Source organism: Chryseobacterium turcicum, from assembly GCF_021010565.1.
GTDB lineage: Bacteria > Bacteroidota > Bacteroidia > Flavobacteriales > Weeksellaceae > Chryseobacterium > Chryseobacterium turcicum.
Genome location: NZ_JAJNAY010000001.1, coordinates 355,796 through 379,182 on the forward strand (window position 1 = coordinate 355,796; position 23,387 = coordinate 379,182).

General features: G+C 34.4%; 21 protein-coding genes and 1 tRNA gene. 9 read left to right on the forward strand and 13 right to left on the reverse strand.

The window, feature by feature from the left end; genetic code table 11:
- Positions 1 to 5: 5 nt before the first annotated feature.
- From LO744_RS01770 to LO744_RS01805, 8 genes are all read right to left on the reverse strand, one after another.
- Positions 6 to 497, reverse strand: a complete 492-nt coding sequence (locus tag LO744_RS01770) for a hypothetical protein (protein ID WP_230666778.1) — start codon at positions 495 to 497, stop codon at positions 6 to 8.
- Entirely contained in the window at positions 497 to 4,747 is a 4,251-nt protein-coding gene (locus LO744_RS01775) for a tape measure protein (protein ID WP_230666780.1), read from the reverse strand. Before LO744_RS01775 ends, LO744_RS01770 begins: the two co-directional genes overlap by 1 nt.
- Before the next feature lie 128 nt (positions 4,748 to 4,875).
- Positions 4,876 to 5,139, reverse strand: a complete 264-nt coding sequence (locus LO744_RS01780; protein WP_230666782.1) for a hypothetical protein — start codon at positions 5,137 to 5,139, stop codon at positions 4,876 to 4,878.
- Between the two features lie 15 nt (positions 5,140 to 5,154).
- Positions 5,155 to 6,345: a DUF6371 domain-containing protein gene (locus tag LO744_RS01785; RefSeq protein WP_230666784.1), complete on the reverse strand. Its 1,191-nt coding sequence runs from the start codon at positions 6,343 to 6,345 to the stop codon at positions 5,155 to 5,157.
- Complete coding sequence (locus LO744_RS01790) at positions 6,345 to 7,691, reverse strand: DUF3987 domain-containing protein (RefSeq protein WP_230666786.1); 1,347 nt, start codon at positions 7,689 to 7,691, stop codon at positions 6,345 to 6,347. The genes LO744_RS01785 and LO744_RS01790 overlap by 1 nt, the downstream gene beginning before the upstream one ends.
- Positions 7,645 to 7,995 carry a hypothetical protein gene (locus tag LO744_RS01795; protein ID WP_230666788.1) on the reverse strand — a complete coding sequence of 117 codons (351 nt, stop codon included), beginning with the start codon at positions 7,993 to 7,995 and terminating at the stop codon, positions 7,645 to 7,647. The genes LO744_RS01790 and LO744_RS01795 overlap by 47 nt, the downstream gene beginning before the upstream one ends.
- Positions 7,985 to 8,251 (reverse strand): helix-turn-helix domain-containing protein, encoded by a 267-nt coding sequence (locus LO744_RS01800; protein WP_230666791.1) that lies wholly within the window; start codon positions 8,249 to 8,251, stop codon positions 7,985 to 7,987. The genes LO744_RS01795 and LO744_RS01800 overlap by 11 nt, the downstream gene beginning before the upstream one ends.
- Before the next feature lie 427 nt (positions 8,252 to 8,678).
- A complete protein-coding gene (locus tag LO744_RS01805) occupies positions 8,679 to 9,992 on the reverse strand; it encodes a tyrosine-type recombinase/integrase (protein WP_230666793.1) in 1,314 nt (437 codons plus the stop codon).
- A gap of 369 nt (positions 9,993 to 10,361) precedes the next feature.
- On the opposite strand from LO744_RS01805, the gene LO744_RS01810 reads away from it, so the two are divergent.
- Positions 10,362 to 10,435: transfer RNA gene (locus LO744_RS01810), tRNA-Asn, on the forward strand.
- 231 nt (positions 10,436 to 10,666) lie between these two features.
- Positions 10,667 to 13,192, forward strand: a complete 2,526-nt coding sequence (locus LO744_RS01815) for a DUF5686 family protein (RefSeq protein WP_230666795.1) — start codon at positions 10,667 to 10,669, stop codon at positions 13,190 to 13,192.
- Between the two features lie 68 nt (positions 13,193 to 13,260).
- Here LO744_RS01815 and LO744_RS20435 read toward each other — a convergent pair whose 3' ends face one another.
- The 4 genes from LO744_RS20435 to LO744_RS01830 all read right to left on the reverse strand — a co-directional run bounded on the left by LO744_RS20435 (position 13,261) and on the right by LO744_RS01830 (position 15,251).
- Positions 13,261 to 13,425, reverse strand: a complete 165-nt coding sequence (locus LO744_RS20435) for a bacteriocin-like protein (RefSeq protein ID WP_394799503.1) — start codon at positions 13,423 to 13,425, stop codon at positions 13,261 to 13,263.
- Positions 13,426 to 13,614: 189 nt separating this feature from the next.
- Complete coding sequence (rpmA, locus tag LO744_RS01820; protein ID WP_034677604.1) at positions 13,615 to 13,872, reverse strand: 50S ribosomal protein L27; 258 nt, start codon at positions 13,870 to 13,872, stop codon at positions 13,615 to 13,617.
- Between the two features lie 28 nt (positions 13,873 to 13,900).
- Positions 13,901 to 14,278 (reverse strand): 50S ribosomal protein L21, encoded by a 378-nt coding sequence (gene rplU, locus LO744_RS01825; protein WP_230666797.1) that lies wholly within the window; start codon positions 14,276 to 14,278, stop codon positions 13,901 to 13,903.
- 79 nt (positions 14,279 to 14,357) lie between these two features.
- Positions 14,358 to 15,251 (reverse strand): GLPGLI family protein, encoded by an 894-nt coding sequence (locus LO744_RS01830; protein WP_230666799.1) that lies wholly within the window; start codon positions 15,249 to 15,251, stop codon positions 14,358 to 14,360.
- 75 nt (positions 15,252 to 15,326) lie between these two features.
- Here LO744_RS01830 and LO744_RS01835 point away from each other — a divergent pair, with 75 nt between their 5' ends.
- From LO744_RS01835 to LO744_RS01855, 5 genes are all read left to right on the forward strand, one after another.
- Positions 15,327 to 15,869: a hypothetical protein gene (locus tag LO744_RS01835; protein ID WP_230666801.1), complete on the forward strand. Its 543-nt coding sequence runs from the start codon at positions 15,327 to 15,329 to the stop codon at positions 15,867 to 15,869.
- A 1-nt stretch (position 15,870) separates the two neighbouring features.
- Entirely contained in the window at positions 15,871 to 16,965 is a 1,095-nt protein-coding gene (locus LO744_RS01840) for an acyltransferase family protein (RefSeq protein ID WP_230666803.1), read from the forward strand.
- A 74-nt stretch (positions 16,966 to 17,039) separates the two neighbouring features.
- Complete coding sequence (miaE, locus tag LO744_RS01845; protein ID WP_230666806.1) at positions 17,040 to 17,621, forward strand: tRNA-(ms[2]io[6]A)-hydroxylase; 582 nt, start codon at positions 17,040 to 17,042, stop codon at positions 17,619 to 17,621.
- 7 nt (positions 17,622 to 17,628) lie between these two features.
- Positions 17,629 to 18,246, forward strand: a complete 618-nt coding sequence (locus tag LO744_RS01850; RefSeq protein WP_230666808.1) for a DUF502 domain-containing protein — start codon at positions 17,629 to 17,631, stop codon at positions 18,244 to 18,246.
- 227 nt (positions 18,247 to 18,473) lie between these two features.
- Positions 18,474 to 19,850: a tryptophanase gene (locus tag LO744_RS01855; RefSeq protein ID WP_230666810.1), complete on the forward strand. Its 1,377-nt coding sequence runs from the start codon at positions 18,474 to 18,476 to the stop codon at positions 19,848 to 19,850.
- Between the two features lie 140 nt (positions 19,851 to 19,990).
- Here LO744_RS01855 and LO744_RS01860 read toward each other — a convergent pair whose 3' ends face one another.
- Positions 19,991 to 21,190 carry a PQQ-dependent sugar dehydrogenase gene (locus LO744_RS01860; RefSeq protein WP_230666812.1) on the reverse strand — a complete coding sequence of 400 codons (1,200 nt, stop codon included), beginning with the start codon at positions 21,188 to 21,190 and terminating at the stop codon, positions 19,991 to 19,993.
- A gap of 109 nt (positions 21,191 to 21,299) precedes the next feature.
- On the opposite strand from LO744_RS01860, the gene LO744_RS01865 reads away from it, so the two are divergent.
- Complete coding sequence (locus LO744_RS01865; protein WP_230666814.1) at positions 21,300 to 21,671, forward strand: BlaI/MecI/CopY family transcriptional regulator; 372 nt, start codon at positions 21,300 to 21,302, stop codon at positions 21,669 to 21,671.
- 2 nt (positions 21,672 to 21,673) lie between these two features.
- Positions 21,674 to 23,257, forward strand: coding sequence for a M56 family metallopeptidase (locus tag LO744_RS01870; RefSeq protein ID WP_230666816.1), 1,584 nt, complete (start codon positions 21,674 to 21,676; stop codon positions 23,255 to 23,257).
- Positions 23,258 to 23,387: the final 130 nt, after the last annotated feature.

Here is a 23,387-nt window from a genome sequence, read left to right on the forward strand (position 1 = left end):
TGTTTCTATTTTTTATAAATTTTAATATTTCCTGAATGTTTTATATTGCTGTTTCCATAGCTGTAAATACTTACTGAAGCATTTGGCGTGCTGACAATTTCAATTTCTGCATCATCTAACAGATTAATTTTCAATATTGCATGATCGAAAACGGTTATAGTTGCCTTTGATTTATGTCTAATAATAACCTCAGCAACCGTAAATCCTGCATAAGAAAGACTCACATCTGAATCCCCAAAAAAAGCCGTTTTCAATTTTGGAACTGTGACAGTTTTAAATATTGCTTTATGATCAGTAAAAAGCCCATAAGGATTACTTTCACCCTTAAATTTTCTTAATGTTTCCAGATTGGGGAAATCGTTTTGTATTGCCCAATCGTCACCATCAAAGTACATTCTGCAAAGATTTTGTATAGAAGAATCTTTTTTCATTTCCTCGTGCCACGGCTGACAAATTTTATTATTAGCCGCCATCTTAATTATTTCTTTTGTTTTCATTATGGTACACCTGCTAAGGATTTTTTCATTTTAGAGTTCATTTCTGTAAGAGTTTTATCAATTGTATGTAAACGTCTTGTATTGATCTCGATTTGAGAAAGTAGGGCTGTTTGAGCTCCTGCAATTACGTTATGCGCTTTTGCTACTTGCAGCAAAGCAACAATGTTGATTCGCATTGCGTTAAATTGCGCTTCCAATGCTCCGGCGGTTTTTTCTGTCATTCCCTTAATTGAGCCTTTGATTCCTTCTGGGGTTGCCATATCCAAATCTTTGAAAATCTCGGAATAAGCTTCTATAAATTCCTTTCCTTTGGTGGAAGCTGTAAGAACTTGCGCTCTCAGATCATCAATTTCATCTTTTGTAAGTCCGTTAAATGTTCCATTTCCATCTTTGTCAAAACCTGCAGCCTTCAGAATATTATCATAAATCGGAGCCATCTGAGTCTCAAGAACTTTATTGAGCTGATTTCGCATGATGTTTTTAATCATCTCGTCAAAAGCCTTATTAATGTTGTCGATTCCTTCCACGCCTTTTCCGAATGCCTCAATTAGAGCATCCCCTATATTGGCTGCCATTTCCACAACATCGACCTGAAGAACATCCCGGATAATTGCATCTTTAATTTCCTGAATCTTTCGGAGATTGTCCTGCTGCTGTTGATTGTAATCATTGATTTTATCTTGATCAGCTTTTTTCTTTTTTGATTCAGTATTTTTCATTTCCTCCAAGACTTTCTGTTGTTCTTGTAGGTTTTTTATCAATTCTTTTTGCCCGTCGTATTTCATGGCTCCGAAAGCTTTTTCCGCCGCAATAGCTAAATTTGTATAGGTTTCTTCTAAACTATCCAAAGTGCCTTGTAAGCCCTTTATTTCCTTTTCAAGTTTCTTCCTTTTATTGCCTGCTATCCAAGTGAACAAGGAAACAACAGCACGAATTACAGTATAGATAATGGAAATGATAGCCGTGATCCAGTTTGACCACGAAGCGTTATCAAGTGCAGATTTTACAGCCGTTACAGTGGAATCAATCGCTTGCATCATCATTATACCCATCGTTGTGACCTGTTCGATAGTATCAATTGCATCATTTGCGGCATCACTCATGTATTCCCTTGCAGGTGCTAACGTGGAAATAATACCCTTTGCGGCTTTTAATGTTCCTTTGATTCCGTCAGAAGCTCGTTCAAAACTTGAGAATGCTTTTTCTCCTGCTTCTTCTGATTCGTTCCCGAATGCAGAAAACAATTCCTTTACAGATGAAAGAAGTCCTAAGAATGGATTCTCATCTGTAATTTGCTGTTTTGTCTCCTTTAAGTTTTTAAGAAGAATTTTAAAATCTACAGGCGTTAATACATTTGCAAGATTTCCCTTTTGCGCTTCCAATTGCTCAAGTAGAACCTGCATTTGATAGGCTGTAAGCTCATCAATATTGCCATACAGTGCCATCCATGCTTGAGACTTTGTTAGCTCATCTACGGCCAATTGTGAAATTTCCTCTTTTGATTTTTTATTAACCGATCCAGCAGTTTGTTTTTGCTGTTCAGGCGAAAGATTAGCATCAGAGTTGATTTTTTTTATAGCATCGGCTGCATTCTTTTCGATTTGAATTTTTCTTTGACTATAACCCTCATGTTCTGTGAGTAATTCTTGATATTGATTTTGTTCTGCTTGCTTAATTTCATTTAGTTGATTGAAAATTTCAGTTTTGAAACCGGATGCAATTTCTTGATCTGTAAGTTTGTATAATTTTTCGTTCAGGAAATCAATCTTTTCAGTAGCTGTTTTCATTTTAACCAAATCCTTATCCATGTCTTCGGTGAATTGGGTAAATGGGTCTTTCGTTCCGTTTAGGCTTGCAAGAATAGTTTTTAATTTAGACCAGTTTTCCAATTCTCCTTCAGTTATTACACCTGCTTTAAATTTTCCGTCTAAATCTTTGTAAAGATTATTAATGTCTGTATAATAACTATCTCCTTTAAGTTTAGGGAACATGGCTTTTGCGACTTCTTCGCCGTAATGCGACGCCATCTGATAACGGATTTTCCATTGTCTTTCCGTTTCGGCTATCTCTTCATCAAATGTTTGAATCTGGATCTCTTTTCTTTTGGCTGCGAGTTCTTGATTAGTTTTTGCAAGTCTGCTCTTCGCTTCTGAAACCGAGACATTCTCACCTGTTAATAGTGGATTTCCTTTTTTATCTTTATCATTTCCGTACTTATCAACTTTACGAAGTTTGACAATTCCATTTTCAACACTTGCGAGCGCATCAGTTATCAATTGTGCCTTTCTCTCTAAATCCTTAATGCTTCCATCAGGGATGATCTCGGCTAATTGCTTGTTATCAGTTTTAGCTTTTTTCGGGCTTAAAAGATCATTATATTTTTCGATTTGCAAACGGTAAGCGTTCCATGCTTTAGAGCCTACAACTGCTTTTGCTTTTAATGCTTCAAGGCGGTCTATTTCTCCTTTGTACCACTCCTCAGTTCCTTTCATAGGAGCATCTGAAAGCAATGTTTCACCGATACCGCTCCATGCCTTGAAAGCTTCTTGATCTCCTTTCTTTTTGGATTCTGCAATTCCTTTTGTAACATCATTAACCAGCCAATCAAACTGTTTTTTTGTCTCTGCACTTGTCTTTAAGGCTTCTTTTGCTGGATTGTAAGTAGAATAATCGACACCTTCTTCAAGTTTGTATTCTCTATACATACCAGCGCCGATGTTTTCTTTTTTGGCGTTTTCGGCTCTTAGCTTTGCGTTTTTTGCATATTGTTTCTCATAGGCATCCTGCTTTAAGACTAAATCAAGATCTGCCTGAGCCTTTTTCTTAGAAAGTTCTTCAAGTAATGCTGCTTTTCCTTTTGCAATAGCCAATTCCTTCATTCTGGAAACCATGACGGAATAAGCTTCGTTTAATTTATTAGTCGCTCGATATTCACTATCAATAGTACCAACAAATGCCTTATTTGTTTTTGTTAAATTGTCGTATGCTTTTTTGCGCATATCAAGTGTTGAGTAACTTGATTTAAGTATAGCAATCTCTTTTTCTACTGCTCCAACAATTTGCTCTGAATTCTTTTTGTAAGCTTTTGCAACGGAATCACTAACGCTTTGTTGATATTCTAATGCAAGAGTAAGCTTTTCAGCTTCTTCTTTGGCTTCGTAATTTGCAGTTCTAAGATACACTAAGGCTGCAACTACAGCAGCAATTCCAGCCGCTAAAGCAACATAAGGGTTCCTGATAACAGTTAGATTGAATAAAGCTTGAGCATCTGCTGCAGTACGAATGCTTACAGCTAATGACATCCATATTCTTACTGTTTCCATAGAAATGGAAAGTTTTTGTAAATAATTTGTAGTTATCAATACGGCACGGTACGTACCATACGCAGCAACAAGAGTCGAAATAATCTGAATTACATCTTGATAATGTTCTACCATATAAATTAATGACTGAATACCATCTGAAAGCAAACCTTCTTGGCTCTCCCCGATTTTATTCAACATCTGATCCCATGCATCACCTAAATTTGCAACCTGACCGGAAAGAGATTTAGATTGCTTTTCCATAAGGTTGAAAAACATACCTCCTTCATTTGTTAAAGAAAACAGAACATCCTGAACGTCTTTGAATCCGATTTTACCAGCAGAAACCATCGCCGAAATTTCGCCGGTTGTTTTATTGAATTTTTTGGCGAGTTCGGCAACCATTGGAATACCTGCCTCAGTGAATTGACGAAGGTCATCACCCATTAATTTACCTTTCGCCCTCACTTGGCCATAAACTAAATTAATTCTGGAAAGCGGAACCGAAAGACCAGCTGCAATATTACCCATACGAGTAAGTGTATCTACAACTTCACTTGCCGGAACCTGAAAAGCGAGCAATTGTTTTGCTCCTGCTGATACATCTTGTAATGAAAATGGTGTTTTGGCAGCAAGCTCAACCATTTCGCCCATTAAGGATTTGGCTTCCCCTGCATTGCCGAGCATTGTCGTAAATGCAATCTCGGTTTTCTGAAATTCTCCCCTAACATTAATAAGCTCCATTACGAAACTTTTAATTGCACCAACAGAGAAATAAGAAGCTATTCCGATTGAAAGATTCTTAAATGCAGAATCCATGTTTCGGGTTTCATTTTGAGTATCTCTTGTAAGTCCTACGATATCACGGCGCATGGAATCCACGTCTCTGCGCCATTGTGTTAAGTCGATTCCTGCACCGAAATGCAGTGCTCCTTGACTTGTATTCATTATTTTTAATTTATCATAAGGGGTTATCCTTATGCGTTTCTATACATACTTTTAATATTTTTTTTAGGGTTAAACTTTATTTTCGGAAATCACTGCCATTTGTGGATTATGGCAGTGAATATTATTTTTTAGCTCTTTTTGCGAGAAATTTCGTACTGATGAAGCAGTGGGTTGAATTCTTTCAAAACTTCAAGCCAAATAGCATCTGTTTTTTGAATAGTTTCTTTGCTAATATCGCACTCGCCCTCAAATGCTAAAGACAATTCAGCAATCTCTTTTGCTGTAAGGCGACTTTGTATTATTTGCCTCGTTATTGGAAGCTCTCTATAATATTTCAGAGCAAGCTCTATCGCTTCTGGGCTATTTAACGGATATTCGGGATTTATTTCCATCTGATTTTTTTTAAATTAATATGGTGTTGAATCAGCAAGGAAATAATATCCTGCTTTTGAATAGTCAATTATTTGCTTCATCTGCATTATCAGAAGTAAATCTTTTCCGTCACTGCCACTTATGCCTTTGATTTCATTTAAGGAAATCAATAATTCTCTTTGTGTTCTGCTGTCATTTTCTGGAATGATCTGTTTTGCTAATTGTGATAATTCAGAGGAATCGATTTGCAAACCTCCTTTTAATCTTTCTAATTCATTAACTTGTTGATTATCTACTTTTCCACCATTTAGTGAAGCAAAATCAATTTCTTTTTTTGTTTGCTTTTCTTCCGTTGCAGGAATTCCCGTTTTGGGTTCTGGTTCAATTACTTCTTTCGGACTTTCTGCGAGCTGCTGCAAGACTACATCTGCCAGATCATAACCTTTAGGAAATTTTTTATTTTCAAGCGCATCAGAAACAGTAATATTAAATCCGGTATCATTCAAGCGGTTTGAAATTTCATTCCAAATAGTTTCCCCAACATCAGGAAACGCAAAAACTTCTTTTCCGGTCAACGGCTCCAATACTTCATATTTGAAATTCCCCTTTCCACCGACTGCGAGCCATAAGTAAGATTCATCAACCAAACTCATTATAATAGCCGTTTTTTCGCTCTCAACTATTGCAATAGGCTTTTTATTAGATGGTAATAAATGAAGCCCAAAAAGGCATTGTTTGTGATTAAAATCCTTTAATTTTAAAACGGTGTGAATATTTGTAAAATGCGGAAACGGTTCCTGTATACGTTTTCCCGTTTCCTCATTGTATAGCATTATTTTACCATATCTCGGACGATCCAAATTATCAATTTGCCAGAATACCGTTGCGCCTTCCCAATGTCTTGAGCTTCCGACCTTGTATAAATTGAAAACCTCATCAACTTTCTTAGAATCGAATTTTGATTTTAAAAACTTTAGGAACTTGTTATTTTCGTTCTTAAATGATTTTCCAACCAAATTGGACGGATGATAATCGATAGGCTTTAAAACCTGCGTTTCCTGCTTTACAATCTCTTTACTTTCACTATCAAACCATTTTGTGCAGGAGTGACAATAACCTTTTTCCGGATTTTCCTTGCTCGGTGCAAATTTCCCATCTCTATTATTTTTCCCACACGGACAAAGTTTTGCAAGTTGGGTTCTATTTCGTGCGAAATTAGTTTCCATTAGTTCAGGACTTTTTGATAAATTCCATGTGACATTTTAGAAAAATACTTCTCACTATTAAAGAATCTTTTTGCGGTGGATTTGGAAATCCCTTTCTTTTCAGCATGCAAAATCCCATCAGACAATTGAAACGGTGAAGGTAACTCGTTGTAAAGGTCTTGCTTGTCTTTACTCAAGCTGCTGAGGCTGTCTGTATTGGAATAAATAAGATCACGAACCTTCAAAGCTTGAGCGGTGAAATATTCCGTTAATTTGATTGCTTTTTCTGCAGTATCTAAACTCATTAGAAATTCATCTGCATTGCCATTTATCCACTCGGAAACATGAAGAATCAAACAGAACCTCAATAAATAATCCTGCATTTTTGCACCGATACTTTGAGATTCTTCATCGTCATTTATCAATTTACTTTCGTTATCATTCTGCCATTGAATAACTCTTTTTCTGGCATCGGTTGACATTTTCACGAGCTGAGGTTCATTTCCTCCAAATCTGTCAATTCCGAAATCTAATTTTCTGTACAAATCACCAAGCATATTACACCAATCATCATGTAACGAAATATCAATATTTTCCTCATTCCATGTGTTCGCCTTTATTTCTTCCGGATAGATAAATAAAATTCTGTCTGTTAATCCGTTTTCTTCCTTGCCTTTAAAAGCGTTTTTAAGTTTCATTGGCTGAATAGTTCCGGCAATGCTCGCAAATGGATTTTTTACGTTCAATTGTTCCTTTGACATTCTGTTCACCTTCAGATCCATACCTGACCACAAAGACAAATACATTTCCTCGCTGCTTCCACTCGAATATCTGTTTATGTTTTTCAACCATCCCAGAATTTCATCAACGAAAACCCCAAGACCTCTTTTATTGATAGAAAGCTGATGCGCTAAAACCTCCGTTGTAAAATCATTTAATAGGTAATTTATACACTCCGGCTTTTTTAAATCAGGATCTCGATCTTCATTAGATTTTGCCTTTTCGGTTTCATAGTATAACAGCTCCTTTTTATACTCCATGTAATTTTTATAGTCGATATCTGAAATTGGAGAAAGAACTTTTTTGAATGGTCTTGATTTATTCGCTCCTGGTCTTCCAATAGTGATCAGAAAAATATTTGCACCTGATGTAAAATCTTGTTTAAGTTCTATTCTTCGAGTGTTACCAATTGCGATTGATAAAGCGTAGAGAATTGCGGCAGATGTATAATCCGAAGGATAACCAAGCCCAATCTCCATTTCATTAATGTAATTCTGAATAAGTTCCGGGTAAATTTCCAGAGGAAAGGAAAGTCCTTCTTTAATTGCTTCCTTCTTCGGTTGTATTAGGTTGACGATGTCCAGCATGAGTGCGATTTTTTAAAGTTGCAATGAATCCGGGATTTGCTGTCAAATAATTGGCAGGTCTTCCGGTTACTCGGCATTTTGTTTTGAATAACTCTACAATCAACCCCTCGTCAAATAACATTTGCTTATATCTGCATAGGTTTTTGTGAGGAATTCCAGTAGCTTTTGAAGCCATGGAGCAAGTAGCGGTATTACGTTCAAGGAATTTTAAAAAACGTTGCTTTTCGTCTTGAAAATATGTATCTTTACTGTTCTTCTTGACTTGCTCTATACTGTGGTGGTGTGGGGCTTTTTTATTTTCCATCACTAATCCATTTCTCAAGTTCTTCAGAATCAAAATAGAGTTTCTTACCGATCTTAGTAAATGGAATTTCCTTAGAACTCACCTTAGTGTAAACAGTGCTTTTTGCGTATCCTAAATAATCGCAAGCTTCTGACAATGTCAAGCGTTTTTTTGTTTGGTTTGGAAGTAGTTTTGCAACTAATGCAGTTAATGCATCGATTTTGTCCTCAATGTTCTCAACCTTTTTAGGGAGCTGCTCAAATGTGATTGTACTCATTTTTAGAATTTTACAGTTAATGTTATACCCGTAATTGTTTCAATTCCAAAAACTTTTCCTAATTTTGAAGAATGTTTTTAACGCCTGCGAAGCAAAAAACTACCAATCAAATTGGAAAAGTCCCGGAATCAGTTCGGGATTTTTTATTTAAAGTAACACTTTAAGTAACTTGTCTTAAATTGTTAATAGCAAATGTATTATAAAAGAACAAACACCGCAACGCATTTTAACATTTATTTGCCGTTGTTTTTACATAAAACTGTTTTTAAAGCGTCTTTTATTACACAATGTTCTTTTAAGTACCTTTTAGTATTTCTATAAAATGAACCTTTTGAGCCAATTTTGAACTCTTTAAATTTATTTAATACACTGAAAATTAACTTATTAAGCAATACAAAGGTCAAAAGTTCAAAAAGTTCATTTATAATTACAGTTCTAAGTTCTTAAATAAGCTATTTATTTTTTCTTCTTTAATTTCACTTGAGAATGCATTTAAGTAATTATTTGTGGTCGATAAATTATTATGTCCTAAAGCCTGCTTAATAAATTCAGTTGATGTATTACTATTCATTAATTGAGTTGCGAAGGAATGCCGCGCCCAATAGGTGGATATTTCGGACGTAATATTATTTCTTTCAGCAACTTTTTTGATATGCTGATTAATAAACCGAGTAAAGGCGTTAATGCTCTTTTTAACATCGATTGCGCTCATTCCCTTCTGGATTATAGGAAATACATAATCTGTCTTTATTCTGGTTGTTCCGTACTTCTCAAAAATAATATTATGAAAATCGATTGTAGGAACTACGATTGCACTTTGATTGCTCTTGGTGGTTTTTGCTGTTTTAGCCCGGACAAAGGAAAATTCATTTGCGGAAATATTTGACCACCTCAGCAATGCAATATCCTTTATGTTCATTCCATTGGATAAGTAGGAGAAGAAAAAGAAATCCCTCGCCTTTTCTTCCTCATTGGTTAAATCTGCAGCATGGAATAATTTTTTAAGATCATCAGCATTTAAAGCCTTCTTTACTTTTTTGGATGCAGGTATTTTATACCCGTCTTTATTGTCTCGGTTGTGAAATGGGTACTGTCTTACTGAAATAATACTTTTACCCACGGCCATATTAAACAAGGCTCTCAGAGGTCTCAAATAGATTCCGACAGTAGCGTTTGATTTCTCATTCTTAAACATCCATTTCTCATAATTACTTAGCCAGTCCGGATCTACTTCCGAAAATGTGAAATCTGAATTGTATTTTTTATGTTCTCGGAAAAGTAACAGAGATTTTAAACTACTATCATAATTCGAGGCGGTTCCGACCTGATCATTTTGGTTGAATTCCTCTATTGCACGCTCATAGAAATCTGTTATTAAATTTCCTTCAGTATTATTCACTTTAAATAAAAGCTTCTCGAAATTATCAAATGAAAATATTTCAAGGCTTTCCGCTTTTGCGGTGGTCTGGTCCATGAATACATCCATCGATTTTCTAATAGGTAATATTTTACTTTCAGATAATAAATATTCCTTTGATTTCTTTCCGGCTTTTATTTCGGTGAAATTTATTATTTCGTTCCATTCTGATTCCGAGAACCAAAATGGCGAAGTGTACATTTTTCGACGTTTAGAAGCTTGCTCAATGTTCCGATTATACACTGATAATCGGATATTATTCTTACCTTCTTTGTTGGAAAAACGCTTGTCGAAATAATAATTTATTGTAAAATCTTTGTTCATTCAGGAACTATTTACAACAAAATTACAACATATTTATGCAATTAACAATAAATAATAGCAAACAACAATAAGAAAAATATCCGCAAAGCCTTATGTATAGGACGATTAAACAATAAAAGAAAATAAAAATAATTAAAAGATTCTGACTGTTAATCAGAGGGTCCTTGGTTCGAGCCCAAGAGGAGGAGCAAAAAAGACTTACATTACTGTAGGTCTTTTTTGATTTTAATACTTTTATGTTTCAAATTATTTTAAAATTTAAATTGCTGAAATATAATCTGATAGCACTTTTCAGGTGATTTTGGTAAAAAAATATTTGCTTGATATTATTTTTCATATTATCTTTGCAGCACCTTAAAAGAGGAACATTCCTCCTTAGCTCAGTTGGTTAGAGCATCTGACTGTTAATCAGAGGGTCCTTGGTTCGAGCCCAAGAGGAGGAGCAAAAAAGACTTACATTACTGTAGGTCTTTTTTGATTTTAGATCTTCCTATTATATAAGTTCTGGTTTTTATCAAATATCAGGCTTAAGCTTTCTCAGGGCGTAATATTCATAGCTTTTTTTCGTTACATTTGCAGTTTTACAGATAAACACAAGAGTCTTTAAAAAACTTTTAATTTTAATAATAAAACAGCATAGTTTTTGTTTAAACCATTGCTCGAAGATACTCATGATGTCAACCAATCAATTTAAATACGGTTTTTTATACATATCCCTTTTTATAACCAGTCTTTTTCATGCTCAAAATACAGCAAGCGGAAAGATTGTAGATGCTAAGACTAACAAAGAAATCAATGCGGTTGATGTCTTTATCAATGACAGCAATACACCTGTTCTTACAACGACTTCAGGGAGCTTCACTGTACAGTCTGACGGTCTTATTTACAAACTTAAGTTTCAGAAAAAAAACTATGCTTTGGAAAGTGTAGAAATCACTCCCGATAAAAGCACGAATCTTATTGTTACACTCTCTTCAGAGAAAGTAAGCAGTATTGAAGAGGTTGTTATTCATAACGAGAAAACGAAATTTAAAAATAAAAAAGAAAATCCGGCATATCGTATTATGCAGGAAGTCTGGAAGCGCAAAAGAAATAATGGTCTTGATAAATTTGATACTTACACGTATAAAGAATACGAAAAAATTCAGTTTGATGCCAATAATCTCGACAGCGCATTTATGCATAAGAAAATCTTCAATAAATTAGATTTTATTTTTGATTATGCAGATTCTACTGCAAGAGGAAAGATGGCGCTTCCTATTTTCTTAAATGAATCTATTTACAATCACTTTGGAGAGAATAGACCGAGTAAAAAAAACAAAAAACTCTTAGTAGCTCAGAAAACTTCAGGTTTTCAGGATAATCAGGTTATTTCTATTACGGCTAAAAATCTTTACCGTGACATCAATATTTATGATAATACTTTAAATTACTTCGATATCGGCTTTCCAAGCCCGGTCGGAACTGATGGTTTTAGTACGTATGATTATAATTTGACGGATACGGTCTCCATTCGTGGTGAACGAGCTTATAAAATACGCTATCAGCCTAGGAGAACTGAGGTTTTAGCTTTTCAGGGATATCTTTATATCGACACCGATTCTTATGCGGTTTTAGAGGCTACTTTAAAGTCTACCAATAAAATCAATGTCAACTTTATCAATTCTATTTCTACAGAATTGGTGTATGATAATCCTGATGATGAAACATTTTTACCTAAAAAATATGTCACAGAGATAGAAATGACTCCTTTTTCGAAAAAGAAAAGTGCAAAAAGTGTTATTGCTAAACGGTCTGTAGACTATTCTGACTATGATTTTAATAAACCTTTAGCAGATGCTGTTTTCACAAGAAAAAAAGAAGAATATGATGACCGATTTGTTGATAAGGATGATGATTTTTGGGTAGGCGCAAGACCAGACTCTTTGTCTAAAGAAGAAAAAGGCGTTTATGAAATGCTTGATAGGCTACAGCAGACTCCAAAATTTAACAGGATCCTTAAGCTTACCGAAACATTAGCATCTCGATATTATAATGTAACTAAAGGCATCGATTTGGGTCCGATCACATCAATCTACGGAAAGAATGAAGTGGAAGGTGACAGGATTAGATTAGGCGCAAGGTCATATTTTGGGCAAAATGACCCTTGGAGAATAGAATTTTACAATGCATATGGTTTTAAAGACCAGCAATTCAAGTATGGCGTAGAAGGTCGATATATGTTTAATAGAGTCAATCGTTTTATGGTGGGTGCTGGAACAAAAAGAGATATTACGCAGCTGGGTGTACAATTGACAACGGAAGACGGTATTCTTTCGCGCTCATTTGCTTCTTCAACGGTTTTTGCGAGAGGAGAAAACGCATCTCTAAGTTCAGTAAACCAAACCAGTGTTTTTACTTCTATTGAACCTTGGAAAAACTTTCAGGTAAGAATTGATGGAACAATGCAAAGTATTAAATCTGCTAATCCTTCAGGTTTTAGCTTGATGTATTTCAGAAATGGTGATTTAAGAAAAACGACAAATGATTCTCATGTTACCATTAGTTTGATTGCAAGACCGGGAGCTACTTTTTCTCAAACCGGAGTTGACCGATACGAGCATGGAACTTTGGCTCCGACCATTGTTTTAAAATATACAAGAGGGATTGAAGGTTTGTTTAATGCTGACTTTAATTATAATAAACTGCAGTTTATGTTTTATAAACCCATTCTTTTGGGAAGTTGGGGAAAAACATTGCTAAATTTTGAAGCGGGTAAAAACTTTGATACGGTTCCTTTAGCTTTACAAAACATAATTCCTGGAAATCAGTCTTATGGTTTAGTTCCAAATACGTTTGCTCAATTAAATTATTATGAATTCGTTGCAGATACCTATTCTACGCTCCACATAGAGCATCATTTTAATGGGAAAATACTTTCTTATATTCCTTTGATTAAGAAATTGAAGTTAAGGGAAGTTGCATTCATTAGAGGGGCTTACGGATCTTTGAGTGATGCTTCGAAAAATATTAACGTTGATAATCTAAAATATTCTGCTCCCGATCAGCAAGTGTATTATGAATACGGATTTGGTATTGAAAATATAGGTTTCGGAAACATCAGAATTTTCCGTGTAGATTTTAACTGGAGAGGAAATTATCTTGACCGACCAGATGTTTCCAAATTTGGAATTAAGGCTGGTTTTCAATTTGGGTTTTAGAAAAATTTATATCTAAAAAATGATAAAGCTTCAGTAGATAACTGAAGCTTAAGAAATAAGTTATTTTTTTAACAATCACAAGGCGTATCAAGAACAGAATTCATACAATTTTGCTTTTGCCATGCTGTCCATGTGCACCACTCGGAACACCAATCAGCTGGAATCGGACATTTTAGCAGTCCTCCTGAAATGTGCTTCAACTCTTTTTTTGTTAGTTTTTTCAAATTTTTCATAGAATTTTGTTTTAATTTGTTGCCTACTCTATATGCTTTTCGGCTATCGCAATTTGTGTGTGATTGCAACAAATATATAAAATTTCTATAAAAGGGGAAATATTTTTATTGATTTTAACAATTTGATATTAAATACAAAAATCCTCAACAAAAATGCTGAGGATTTTATTTTATAAAACGCTAATTTAATTATGCGTTTGGTTCAATAGATACGTATGATCTGTTGTTTGCTTTCTTTCTGAAAACTACTTTACCGTCAACAAGAGCGTGCAAAGTGTGATCTTTACCCATACCAACATTTTCACCTGGGTGATGTTGAGTACCTCTTTGTCTGATAATAATGTTACCAGCAATAGCGTCTTGTCCACCGAAAATCTTCACACCTAATCTTTTAGAATGAGATTCTCTACCGTTTTTGGAACTACCAACTCCTTTCTTATGTGCCATTTTATTTTAAGGTTTTTTGGTTAAACAATTATTCTGCGCTTTCAGCGTCAGCTTTTTTAGTTGTTTTTTTAGCAGGCTTCTCTGCTTTTTTTGCGTCAAATCCTGTAATTCCAGTAATTTTGATCTGAGTTAAAGATTGTCTGTGACCGTTCTTTACTTCATAACCTTTTCTTCTTTTCTTTTTGAAGATGATTACTTTATCAGCTTTTACGTGTTCAAGGATCTCTGCTTCTACAGTGATACCGCTTACAGCTGGGGCGCCTACCGTGATTGCTCCGTTTACAGTAAGTAAGATTTTATCGAAAGATACTTTTCCTCCTTTATCTCCTTTCAAACGGTTCACAAACAACTTCTGGTCTTGCTCAACTTTATATTGAAGCCCTGCTATTTCTACAATTGCAAACATTGTCTATAAATTTTTAGTTAATTCGAGGTGCAAATGTACTGATTATTTTATTAGTAACAATGTGATTTTGAGAAATTTTCTACTTTCTGTGTAAATTTAATTCCAACTGGTTGTTTATGGTTTTATACTTTTGGGCTAAAGATTCTTCAAAGTACTTGATGATTTCTGCATTGCTGGCTAATTTTGTACCTGATTCTGTCGTTACTGTCATCGAATTATTAGGATTAGCCAAATCAAGCTTAATATCTTTTGCAGGGTCATTTTTATACGCCATAAATAGCTTTTTATATTGAGCCGGGCTTACTTTTACTCCTTGAAACTCATTTTTAGCTTCTTTTTCTAATGCTGAAATGTACTCCCAAGAATGATCATCTGCTTTCAGTTTTTTACTTCCTTTTAATAAAAACTGATGTGATTTCGTTTTGTCTTCCAGTTTTACAATTAAGCCAGGCAACCCATGAAATTTATACGGACCATCAGGGAATGGCAAGTCTTTAGAAAACCAGGCTTCCCAAATTCTTCCTCCAAAATTTGCAGTCGCTTTCTGGCAGTTATAATTTTCTATTTTTTGTGTCTCCGGAAGAATCTGCCATTTTAAAACTGGAGTTTCCTCAACAATCATATTGGTCTCCTCAATATTTGTAAGCCATGTTGTTTTAAAACTGGGATATGACTTTTCTATTAAATAAGAAATATTCCATTCGTCTGTGGTAGAAGAATAGCTGATGCTGTTGGGGGTAGATTTTCTTTGTTGAATAATCGAATTGTTCATAATCGAATCACTCGCAAATTTTGCCTGTCCATAAAAATAAGATTTGGTCGGAAAAATGTCAAGGTTTGTAAATTCTTTTTTTAGGCTGTCAGTTTTTGTGGAATCAATTCTAAACTGATATTCGTAAGTGAAACGGTTTCCCTGTGCAGATAGATTTAGGAAGGTAAGAAAAGCCAAAATGAGGCTGAAATTTAATTTCATACTGTTGTGATTATTTCTCCAAATATAGAAATTAAATTACTTCTGTTTTATTTGTACTTTTGGAAAAAACTTTCAATGAAAATAATTTTAAGCATTCTACTGTGTCTATCACTTGCATCATGTACTGTTTATGGGGTAACTAATGATTATAAAAAACTTTCTGATGAAGAGAAATCTAGTGTCGTTTCTCTCAAAAATTTTGATGACACAAATACAAAGAACGTTTACAAAATAAATGGAAGCCAGCTTAAAGAAGAGTTAAAAAAATACCCAAAATCTTTGGTTTACATTTTCTCAAATGGTTGCACATCTCAATATTGTCTTCCGATGTCAAATTATGAAAGATTTGCCAAAGAAAATAACTACAAACTTTTCCTTGTGATGGAAGGCTATGCACATCTTTATAAAACAACAGGACAGCGCTCTGAGGTTTTTAAAGAACAACTCTATTCAATTGATAATGACTTTTACAATTCTTGGTATTCTGTAAGATATCACAGGCTTTTTGAAAACGAATTGCGTAGAATTGAGAAAAAAGCAAAGCCAACTTGGGAAGGAAGTCTATATTTCTTCAATTATGATACCTTAGAAAAAGTAACAAAAGACTTACCTCAATAATATGAACAGAGACCTCTATATTGATTTTGCGAAAGGTTTAGCCACACTTTCCATTATATTTATTCACACCGCATTTTGGTCGGGGCAGTTTTACATTATTCCGGAAATTCGTGTGTTTTCGTTGGTTTTTGATGTCGCAATTTTTTATGCTTTAAGTGGAATCACCTCAGGAAATAATATAGAGAAAACGTTTTACAGACTATTAAAACTACAGATTACGTATATGATTTTTGTGACGTTGCTGTTCTTTTTAGATTATTTCTTTAAAATATTCGGGCTCACCTTTTTCTCACTAGAATGGCTGCAAAGTTTCTATTCAACATTTGGGTCAAAATATTCGGCAACGAGTATTTCTACAGCTCCTCAATGGCAGAATTTAGGAAATTGGTATCTTCATGAGTATCGTAATGCAGATACTTTTCCTGTTGTAATGGGAAGTTTTTGGTATCTTAAAGTCTATTTTATTTTAACGGTTTTTGGAGTTTTAATTTTAAAATTCTTTCCGAAACATGTTAATTGGTTTATCGGACTTTGTGTCGCGCTAACTTTATTATTTAATATTTTCCCAGACATTTATCCAAGCGGACAAGTTGGGTATGTTGCTTTTTATATGATGGTTTTCCTTGTCGGAAACAGAATGAGAGGCAAAAAAATTCCTACGAAAATGATTCCTGTTCTTTACGGATTGGTGGCTGCGGCTTTGGCTTGGATGTTTTGGTATTTTGGGGACGAAATATTTTTTAAAATCAACAAGAAAAAATTTCCACCGCAAATACCTTATATTATCTGGACGTTGTTCTCATTGACGACTTTGTTTGTTTTATACAACAGATTAAAGATTACCAAAGAGAGTTTTATTACGTATATTGGTAAAAACGCCATTTTCTTTTATTTCGGACAGGGAATCAGCTCGTCATTGGTTTATTTCCTTGTCGTTCCGATGAAAGAATTGATGCCTTGGTGGGCTTTAATGGTTATTATTTATGTTATTAATGTCATTTTAGCGTTTGTTATCGCAACAGGTTTGAAGAAATTTGATGTTTTTGGATGGAAGGTTTTAGAATTTTTAAGAAAGAAAACCGCTTCACAAAACTAAATTTACTACGGAATTTGAAACAAAAGGATAATTCTTATTGCAATTTATTTTAAATTTACAGAAATTTTTAAACTATGTTTAAGTTGAAACTTCCTACCGATCCAAGGTGGGCAAATATTGCAGAGGATAACATTCAAGAAATTTTAACCGACCATGCGTGGTGCGAGCAAAAAGCTGCTACCAATGCCATCGGATTGATTACCATGCTTCCCGAACGTCCAGATATCGTGAAGGAACTTTTGGCAATTGCACAGGAGGAACTTGAACATTTTGGGCAGGTTCTTGAAATCATCACAAAACGAGGCTATACTTTTGGACGTACAAGAAAAGACGATTACGTTAACGAATTGGTCAATTTTATCCAAAAAGGAGGGCATAGAGATACTTTAATTGTCGATAAAATGCTTTTTGCAGCAATGATTGAAGCCAGAAGCTGTGAAAGATTTAAAGTTTTAACAGAAAACATTAAAGACGAAGAGCTAAAAACCTTCTATAAAGAATTAATGATTTCTGAAGCCAATCATTATACCACATTTATCGGTTTTGCAAGAGAACTTGGTGAGCCAGAACAAGTAAATAAACGATGGGAAGAATGGCTGGAATATGAAGCGAGCATTATAAAATCTTACGGAAACAAAGAAACGATACACGGATAAAAGCAAATTGAAAAAAACGACTTTTGAAAAACTGACTAATTTTTTTCTGAAAAACTTCTTTCAGGGATTGTTGATTATTGGCCCTATCGGATTGACCATTTTCGTAATTTGGTATGTGATAACGTCGATTGACAACATTATTCCGTCGGTTGCAAAAGAAATTCCGGGGTTGGTTTTCGTTTCTACTTTGTTGATTACTGCTTTGTTGGGGTATTTAGGAAACAAATTTGTAGTCGGAAGATTCTTTGTAGATGCTGTGGATAGAATTTTAGAAAAAACTCCAGGTATTAAACATATTTATTCGCCAACAAAAGATGTAATGTCTTCATTTGTCGGCGATAAGAAAAAATTTAGCGATCCTGTTTGGGTAAAAACCAACGAAAATCCAGAAATCTGGAGGATAGGATTTCTTACTCAAAAAGATATGGCAGATGTACACAAAGACAATTTTGTTGCCGTTTATCTTCCACATTCTTACGCTATTTCTGGCTGGGTGATTGTCACCGAAGAAAAAAATATCAAACCTGTTGTAGGAATGTCTGCAGCTACTGCTATGAAATTTGCAGTAAGCGGCGGTGTGGCAGGTTTTCATTCAGATGAAAATATATTTAAAGCTCCTGAGTAAATTTCTTTTTACTCGCTTTACACCTGTTTTTAAGCATTTAATTTTGAGACGCTTAATAAGAAAATTTAAGCCTAGAGATTTATAGAACCGTTTTTGTGTTTTCTTTATAAGTCTTAAATCTTTAAATTTTTTTAATGTTTAAATGCAGTTTTTAAAATACATCTGATGCTTTGAAATTTATTTCAAACCAATTTTTCGTTAAAATAAAAACTTTAAAAATATATCACATGGAATTACCCTATGCAGAACCGTTTCGTATTAAAATGGTGGAAGAAATCCGTCAATCTACGAGAGAAGAAAGAGAAGAATGGCTGAAAGAAGCTAAATTTAATTTATTTAATCTAAAATCTTCACAGGTTTATATTGATCTTTTAACAGATTCAGGAACCGGAGCAATGTCTGACAGACAATGGGGAGCTTTGATGACTGGAGACGAAAGTTATGCAGGTTCTCGTTCGTTTGAAGAATTGCACAACACGGTACAAAAAATTACAGGTTTTAAATATTTATTGCCAACTCACCAAGGTAGAGCTGCAGAAAATGTTTTGTTTTCGGTTTTGGTAAAAGATGGGGATGTCGTTCCCGGAAACTCTCATTTTGATACGACAAAAGGGCATATCGAAATCAGAAAAGCCCACGCAATCGACTGTACCATTGATGAGGCTTTTGATATTAATGATCTTCATCCTTTTAAAGGAAATATTAACCTTGAAAAGTTAGAAGAAGTTTACAAATCTCATCCAAAAGAGCAAATTCCGTTCTGTTTGGTGACCATTACATGTAATTCATCAGGAGGACAACCTGTTTCTCTTGAAAATATGAAAGCGGTAAAAGCACTTTCAGACCAATACGGAATTCCTGTATTTTTTGATTCTGCAAGATTTGCTGAAAATGCTTACTTCATCAAAAAAAGAGAAGCTGGTCAGGAAAATAGAAGCATCAAAGACATTTGCAAAGAAATGTTCTCTTACGGAGAAGGGATGACGATGAGTTCTAAAAAAGATGGTTTGGTAAACATCGGAGGATTTATTGCTTTAAATAATGAAGAAGTTTTCAGAAAAGCTTCAAATTTTACGATTATCTATGAAGGTTTCATCACCTATGGTGGAATGGCTGGAAGAGACATGGCAGCTTTGGCAGTTGGTCTTAATGAAGCAACAGAATTTGCTTATTTGGAAAGCAGAATTTCTCAGGTAGAATATCTTGGAAATAAGCTTATTGAATACGGAATTCCTGTACAGAAACCAATCGGCGGACATGCTGTTTTCATCGATTCATTAAACTTCTTACCGAATGTTTCTCGTGCAGAATATCCTGCGCAGACGTTAGGTTTGGAAATTTACAAAGAGGCGGGAATCAGAACAGTAGAAATCGGAACTTTATTGGCAGACAGAGATCCTGCAACCAGAGAAAACCGTTATCCGAAATTAGAATTAGTTCGTTTGGCAATTCCTAGAAGAACCTATACCAATAATCACATGGATTATATTGCAGCAGCAGTGAAAAATGTTTACGAAAGAAGAGAAGAAATCTCAAAAGGTTACAATATTACTTGGGAGCCTGAAATTTTAAGACACTTCACGGTTCATTTAGAGGAAGCTTAAATTGATTAAAATAATTGATACAAATTCGGGCGTAAAATCTTTGGTTTTGCGCCCGAATTATGTTTGATAATGTCTTTTTGATAGGATTTTATCCTATCCTTTGTTAAATCGTCCCTTCAGGACTCTCTCTCTCTTTAAATTTATTTCTTAGAGATTTTATACAATTTTCCGCTGTCGGTAACTCCGTAAAGATTTCCGTCAGCACCGTTCAAAACATCTCTGAATCTTTCTTTTTGATCTAAAAGCAAACGTTCTTCGCCAACGACTTTATTGTCTTTCAAAACAATTCGGTTGATATGTTGTCCGCTCAGGCATGCAATGAATAAATTATTTTTCCATTCCTCAATATTTCCGGTATAGAAAGTGACTCCGCTTGGCGAAACTACGGGATCCCAATAATAAACAGGTTGTTCGGTGCCTTCTTTTTGGGTCGTTCCGTTATTGATTTTCTCTCCAGAATATTCAATTCCATAGGTTACATTACCCCAACCATAATTTTTTCCGGGTTGTATTAAATTAATTTCATCTCCACCTCGTGGTCCCATTTCAATATCCCAAAGCTGACCTTTTTCATCCAAAGCCAAACCTTGCGGACTCCTGATTCCGAACGCATAAATTTCTGGCTTATAACCAGGTTTTCCAATGAATGGATTTCCCGGAGCAGGTTTCCCGTCTTTCGTTATTTTTAAAATTTTTCCTAAATAATTATCGGTTTTCTGGGCATAAACTCGAGTTTCTTTATCTGAACGTTCACCTGTGCTTACAAAAAGATGTCCGTCTTTATCAAAAACCAATCGGCTTCCGTAATGTTTGTCACCATCATAAGTTGGAGTTGCACGGAAAATTACTTTTACATCAGAAATATTTTTAAAATCAGATGAAAGTTTACCTTTTGCAACGGCAGTATGATTTCCGCCTTCATAAGGTTCAGAATAAGAATAGTAAATTGTATTATTGTTTTTAAAATCTGGATCGAGAGCCACATCAAGCATTCCGCCTTGGCCTTTTGCATCTACTTTAGGGAAGCCTTCAATTTTAGAAATTTGTTTTCCATCAGTAGAGACCATATTCATAAACCCTGTTTTTTCGGTAATTAAAAATCTTCCGTCTGGTAAGTTGATAATTCCCCAAGGTCTGCCTAAGTCTTTAGTGAGAACTTCTACATTATAAGGAGTTGTGTTTTTTACTGGGGCAATGCGGGTTTGACCTTCAAAAGCGGGTTTGTAATTGGTATTAGGTTTTTCTTCTTTTGCTGAAGGTTCGCTTGGTTTACCTTTTCCCTGACAAGAAACAATCGTGATGGTTGATGCTAATAAAATGGGGGAGAGCAGTTTTTTCATAATTAAATTTAGATTGGTTTCTAAAGTGAAAGGAAAAATAATGCCACAAAAAATTGCGCAATTAAAATTTTGTTCTACATTTGTAGAATAGAATTTAATCTTGTAGAATATGGATGAGATAAAACTGACAAACTCCGAAAAAATATTGATGGATATTCTTTGGGAAAAAGAAAAAGCATTTTTGAAGGACATTTTAGAGTCATATCCTGATCCTAAACCGGCAACTACTACCGTTGCAACCCTCCTTAAAAGAATGCAGAATAAAAATTTGGTAGGGTTTACACTTTTTGGGAATTCGAGAGAATACTTCCCGAAAGTGGCAAAAGGAGCATATTTCAATGATGAAATGACTTCTATGATTGACCGTTTTTTCAACAGCTCGGTAACCCAATTTGCTTCATTTTTTACTTCCAACTCTAAGCTGTCGCAAAAGCAATTGAAAGAACTTCGGGATATTATCGATGAGCAGATAAAAAAATAGTCATGGAAACAATTATTTTAAAAATAATTCTGTGCTCGGGAGTTTTGCTCGGTTTGTATCATTTGTTTTTAGCAAAAGAAAAAACATTTGTTTTTAACCGATTCTATCTGATTTTTGCTTTGATTTTCTCATATACCATTCCTTTTGTTACCATTGAAACTCAAACAAAATTAATAAAAAAACAGACTGTATTTATTTCTGAAAAAGCGCAGCAAAACGTAGATTATATTGCTATGCCAAATGCTCAGGAAAGTTTTGATTATACACAATTAGTACTTGTCGTTTACGGAATTGTAAGTTTAATTTTCCTTTTAAAATTTCTTTTTTCCCTTTTAAAAATCAAAAATATTAAAGGACAGAAATTGAAGTACAGAAACCGAAATATTAAATTATTGCTGAAGAAAAATGCACCTTTCAGCTTTTTCAATACAATTTATGTTTCTAAAGAGTATTTTAAAGATGAAATTATTGACGAAAGTATTTTTCTGCACGAGGAAATTCATGTAAAGGAAAAGCATAGTTTGGATATTATTTTCGTGGAAATTTTAAAGATTATTTCATGGTTTAATCCCTTCGTTTATTTCTATCAAAAAGCAATAACGACCAATCACGAGTTTCTTGCTGACAAGGGAGTAATCAACACCAATAAAAACATTAAAGATTATCAGGAATTGATTTTAAGCGAAGTTTTAAAACAGCAAAATCTTGCACTGATTCAGACTTTTAATTTTAACAATACCAAAAAAAGATTTATTATGATGACAAAGAAAAATTCAAAATTTGCAAAAACAAAAATGCTGCTGACAATCCCTGTATTGGCTATTGCGGGATTTATGTTTGCTGAAAAAACGATTAAAACCATCGATTTACACGAAGTGAAATCACAACAGGAAAATGATGGTGTTTCTCAGCTTATTTCTGATGCTCCTATCGTTGAATATAATCAAATTATTAAAAAGTATTCTACATTTTTAGACAACCATGAGTATGCTAAATTTGAAAGAAAAGTAACTGTAGTTGATAGAGAAAAGCTTTCCCAGCTTTATAAAAAACTGACAGATAAACAAAAGGATGAAACGGCTCTCGTTTTCTTTGAACAGAAAGGCAAAAATGTAATGGGATTCAAAGGACAAGAGGTAACTTTAGCATTAAGAGATACAATTTCACCTCCAAAAAATAAGGAAGCAAAACTTACAGATCTAAAAAGTGTTTCAGATATATCAGAGAAAAAAATAGCACAAGATATTTCTACTACTGCGGAAGGAATAGCTGCAAATGTTACACCTGCAGAGTTTCCCGGAGGGATTAATGAATTAAGAAAAAAATTGTCTTACAATTTTGATACAAGCTCTTTACAAGGGAATAGTGAATTAATTAGGACAGATATTTTCATGACAATAGATGAAAACGGGAAAGCAATTAATATAAATGCAATAGGACAAAATGAAAAATTTAACAATGAAGCAGTAAGGGTTGCCAAATTGCTTAATGAAAATGTGACTTGGGTTCCCGCAAAAAAAGATGGAGAACCAGTAAGATACCAATATAAACTTCCATTAGCAATGCAATTTGCTGCGAACAAATAAACACAATAAACATATAGAATCGCAAATCGAGTGCTATTATCAACCGTAAAGTATAATACTTTACGGTTTTTTTATAAACTCCTTCAATCCAAAATTCATAATTTTATGACCTTACTCTTCATCTTCGCAT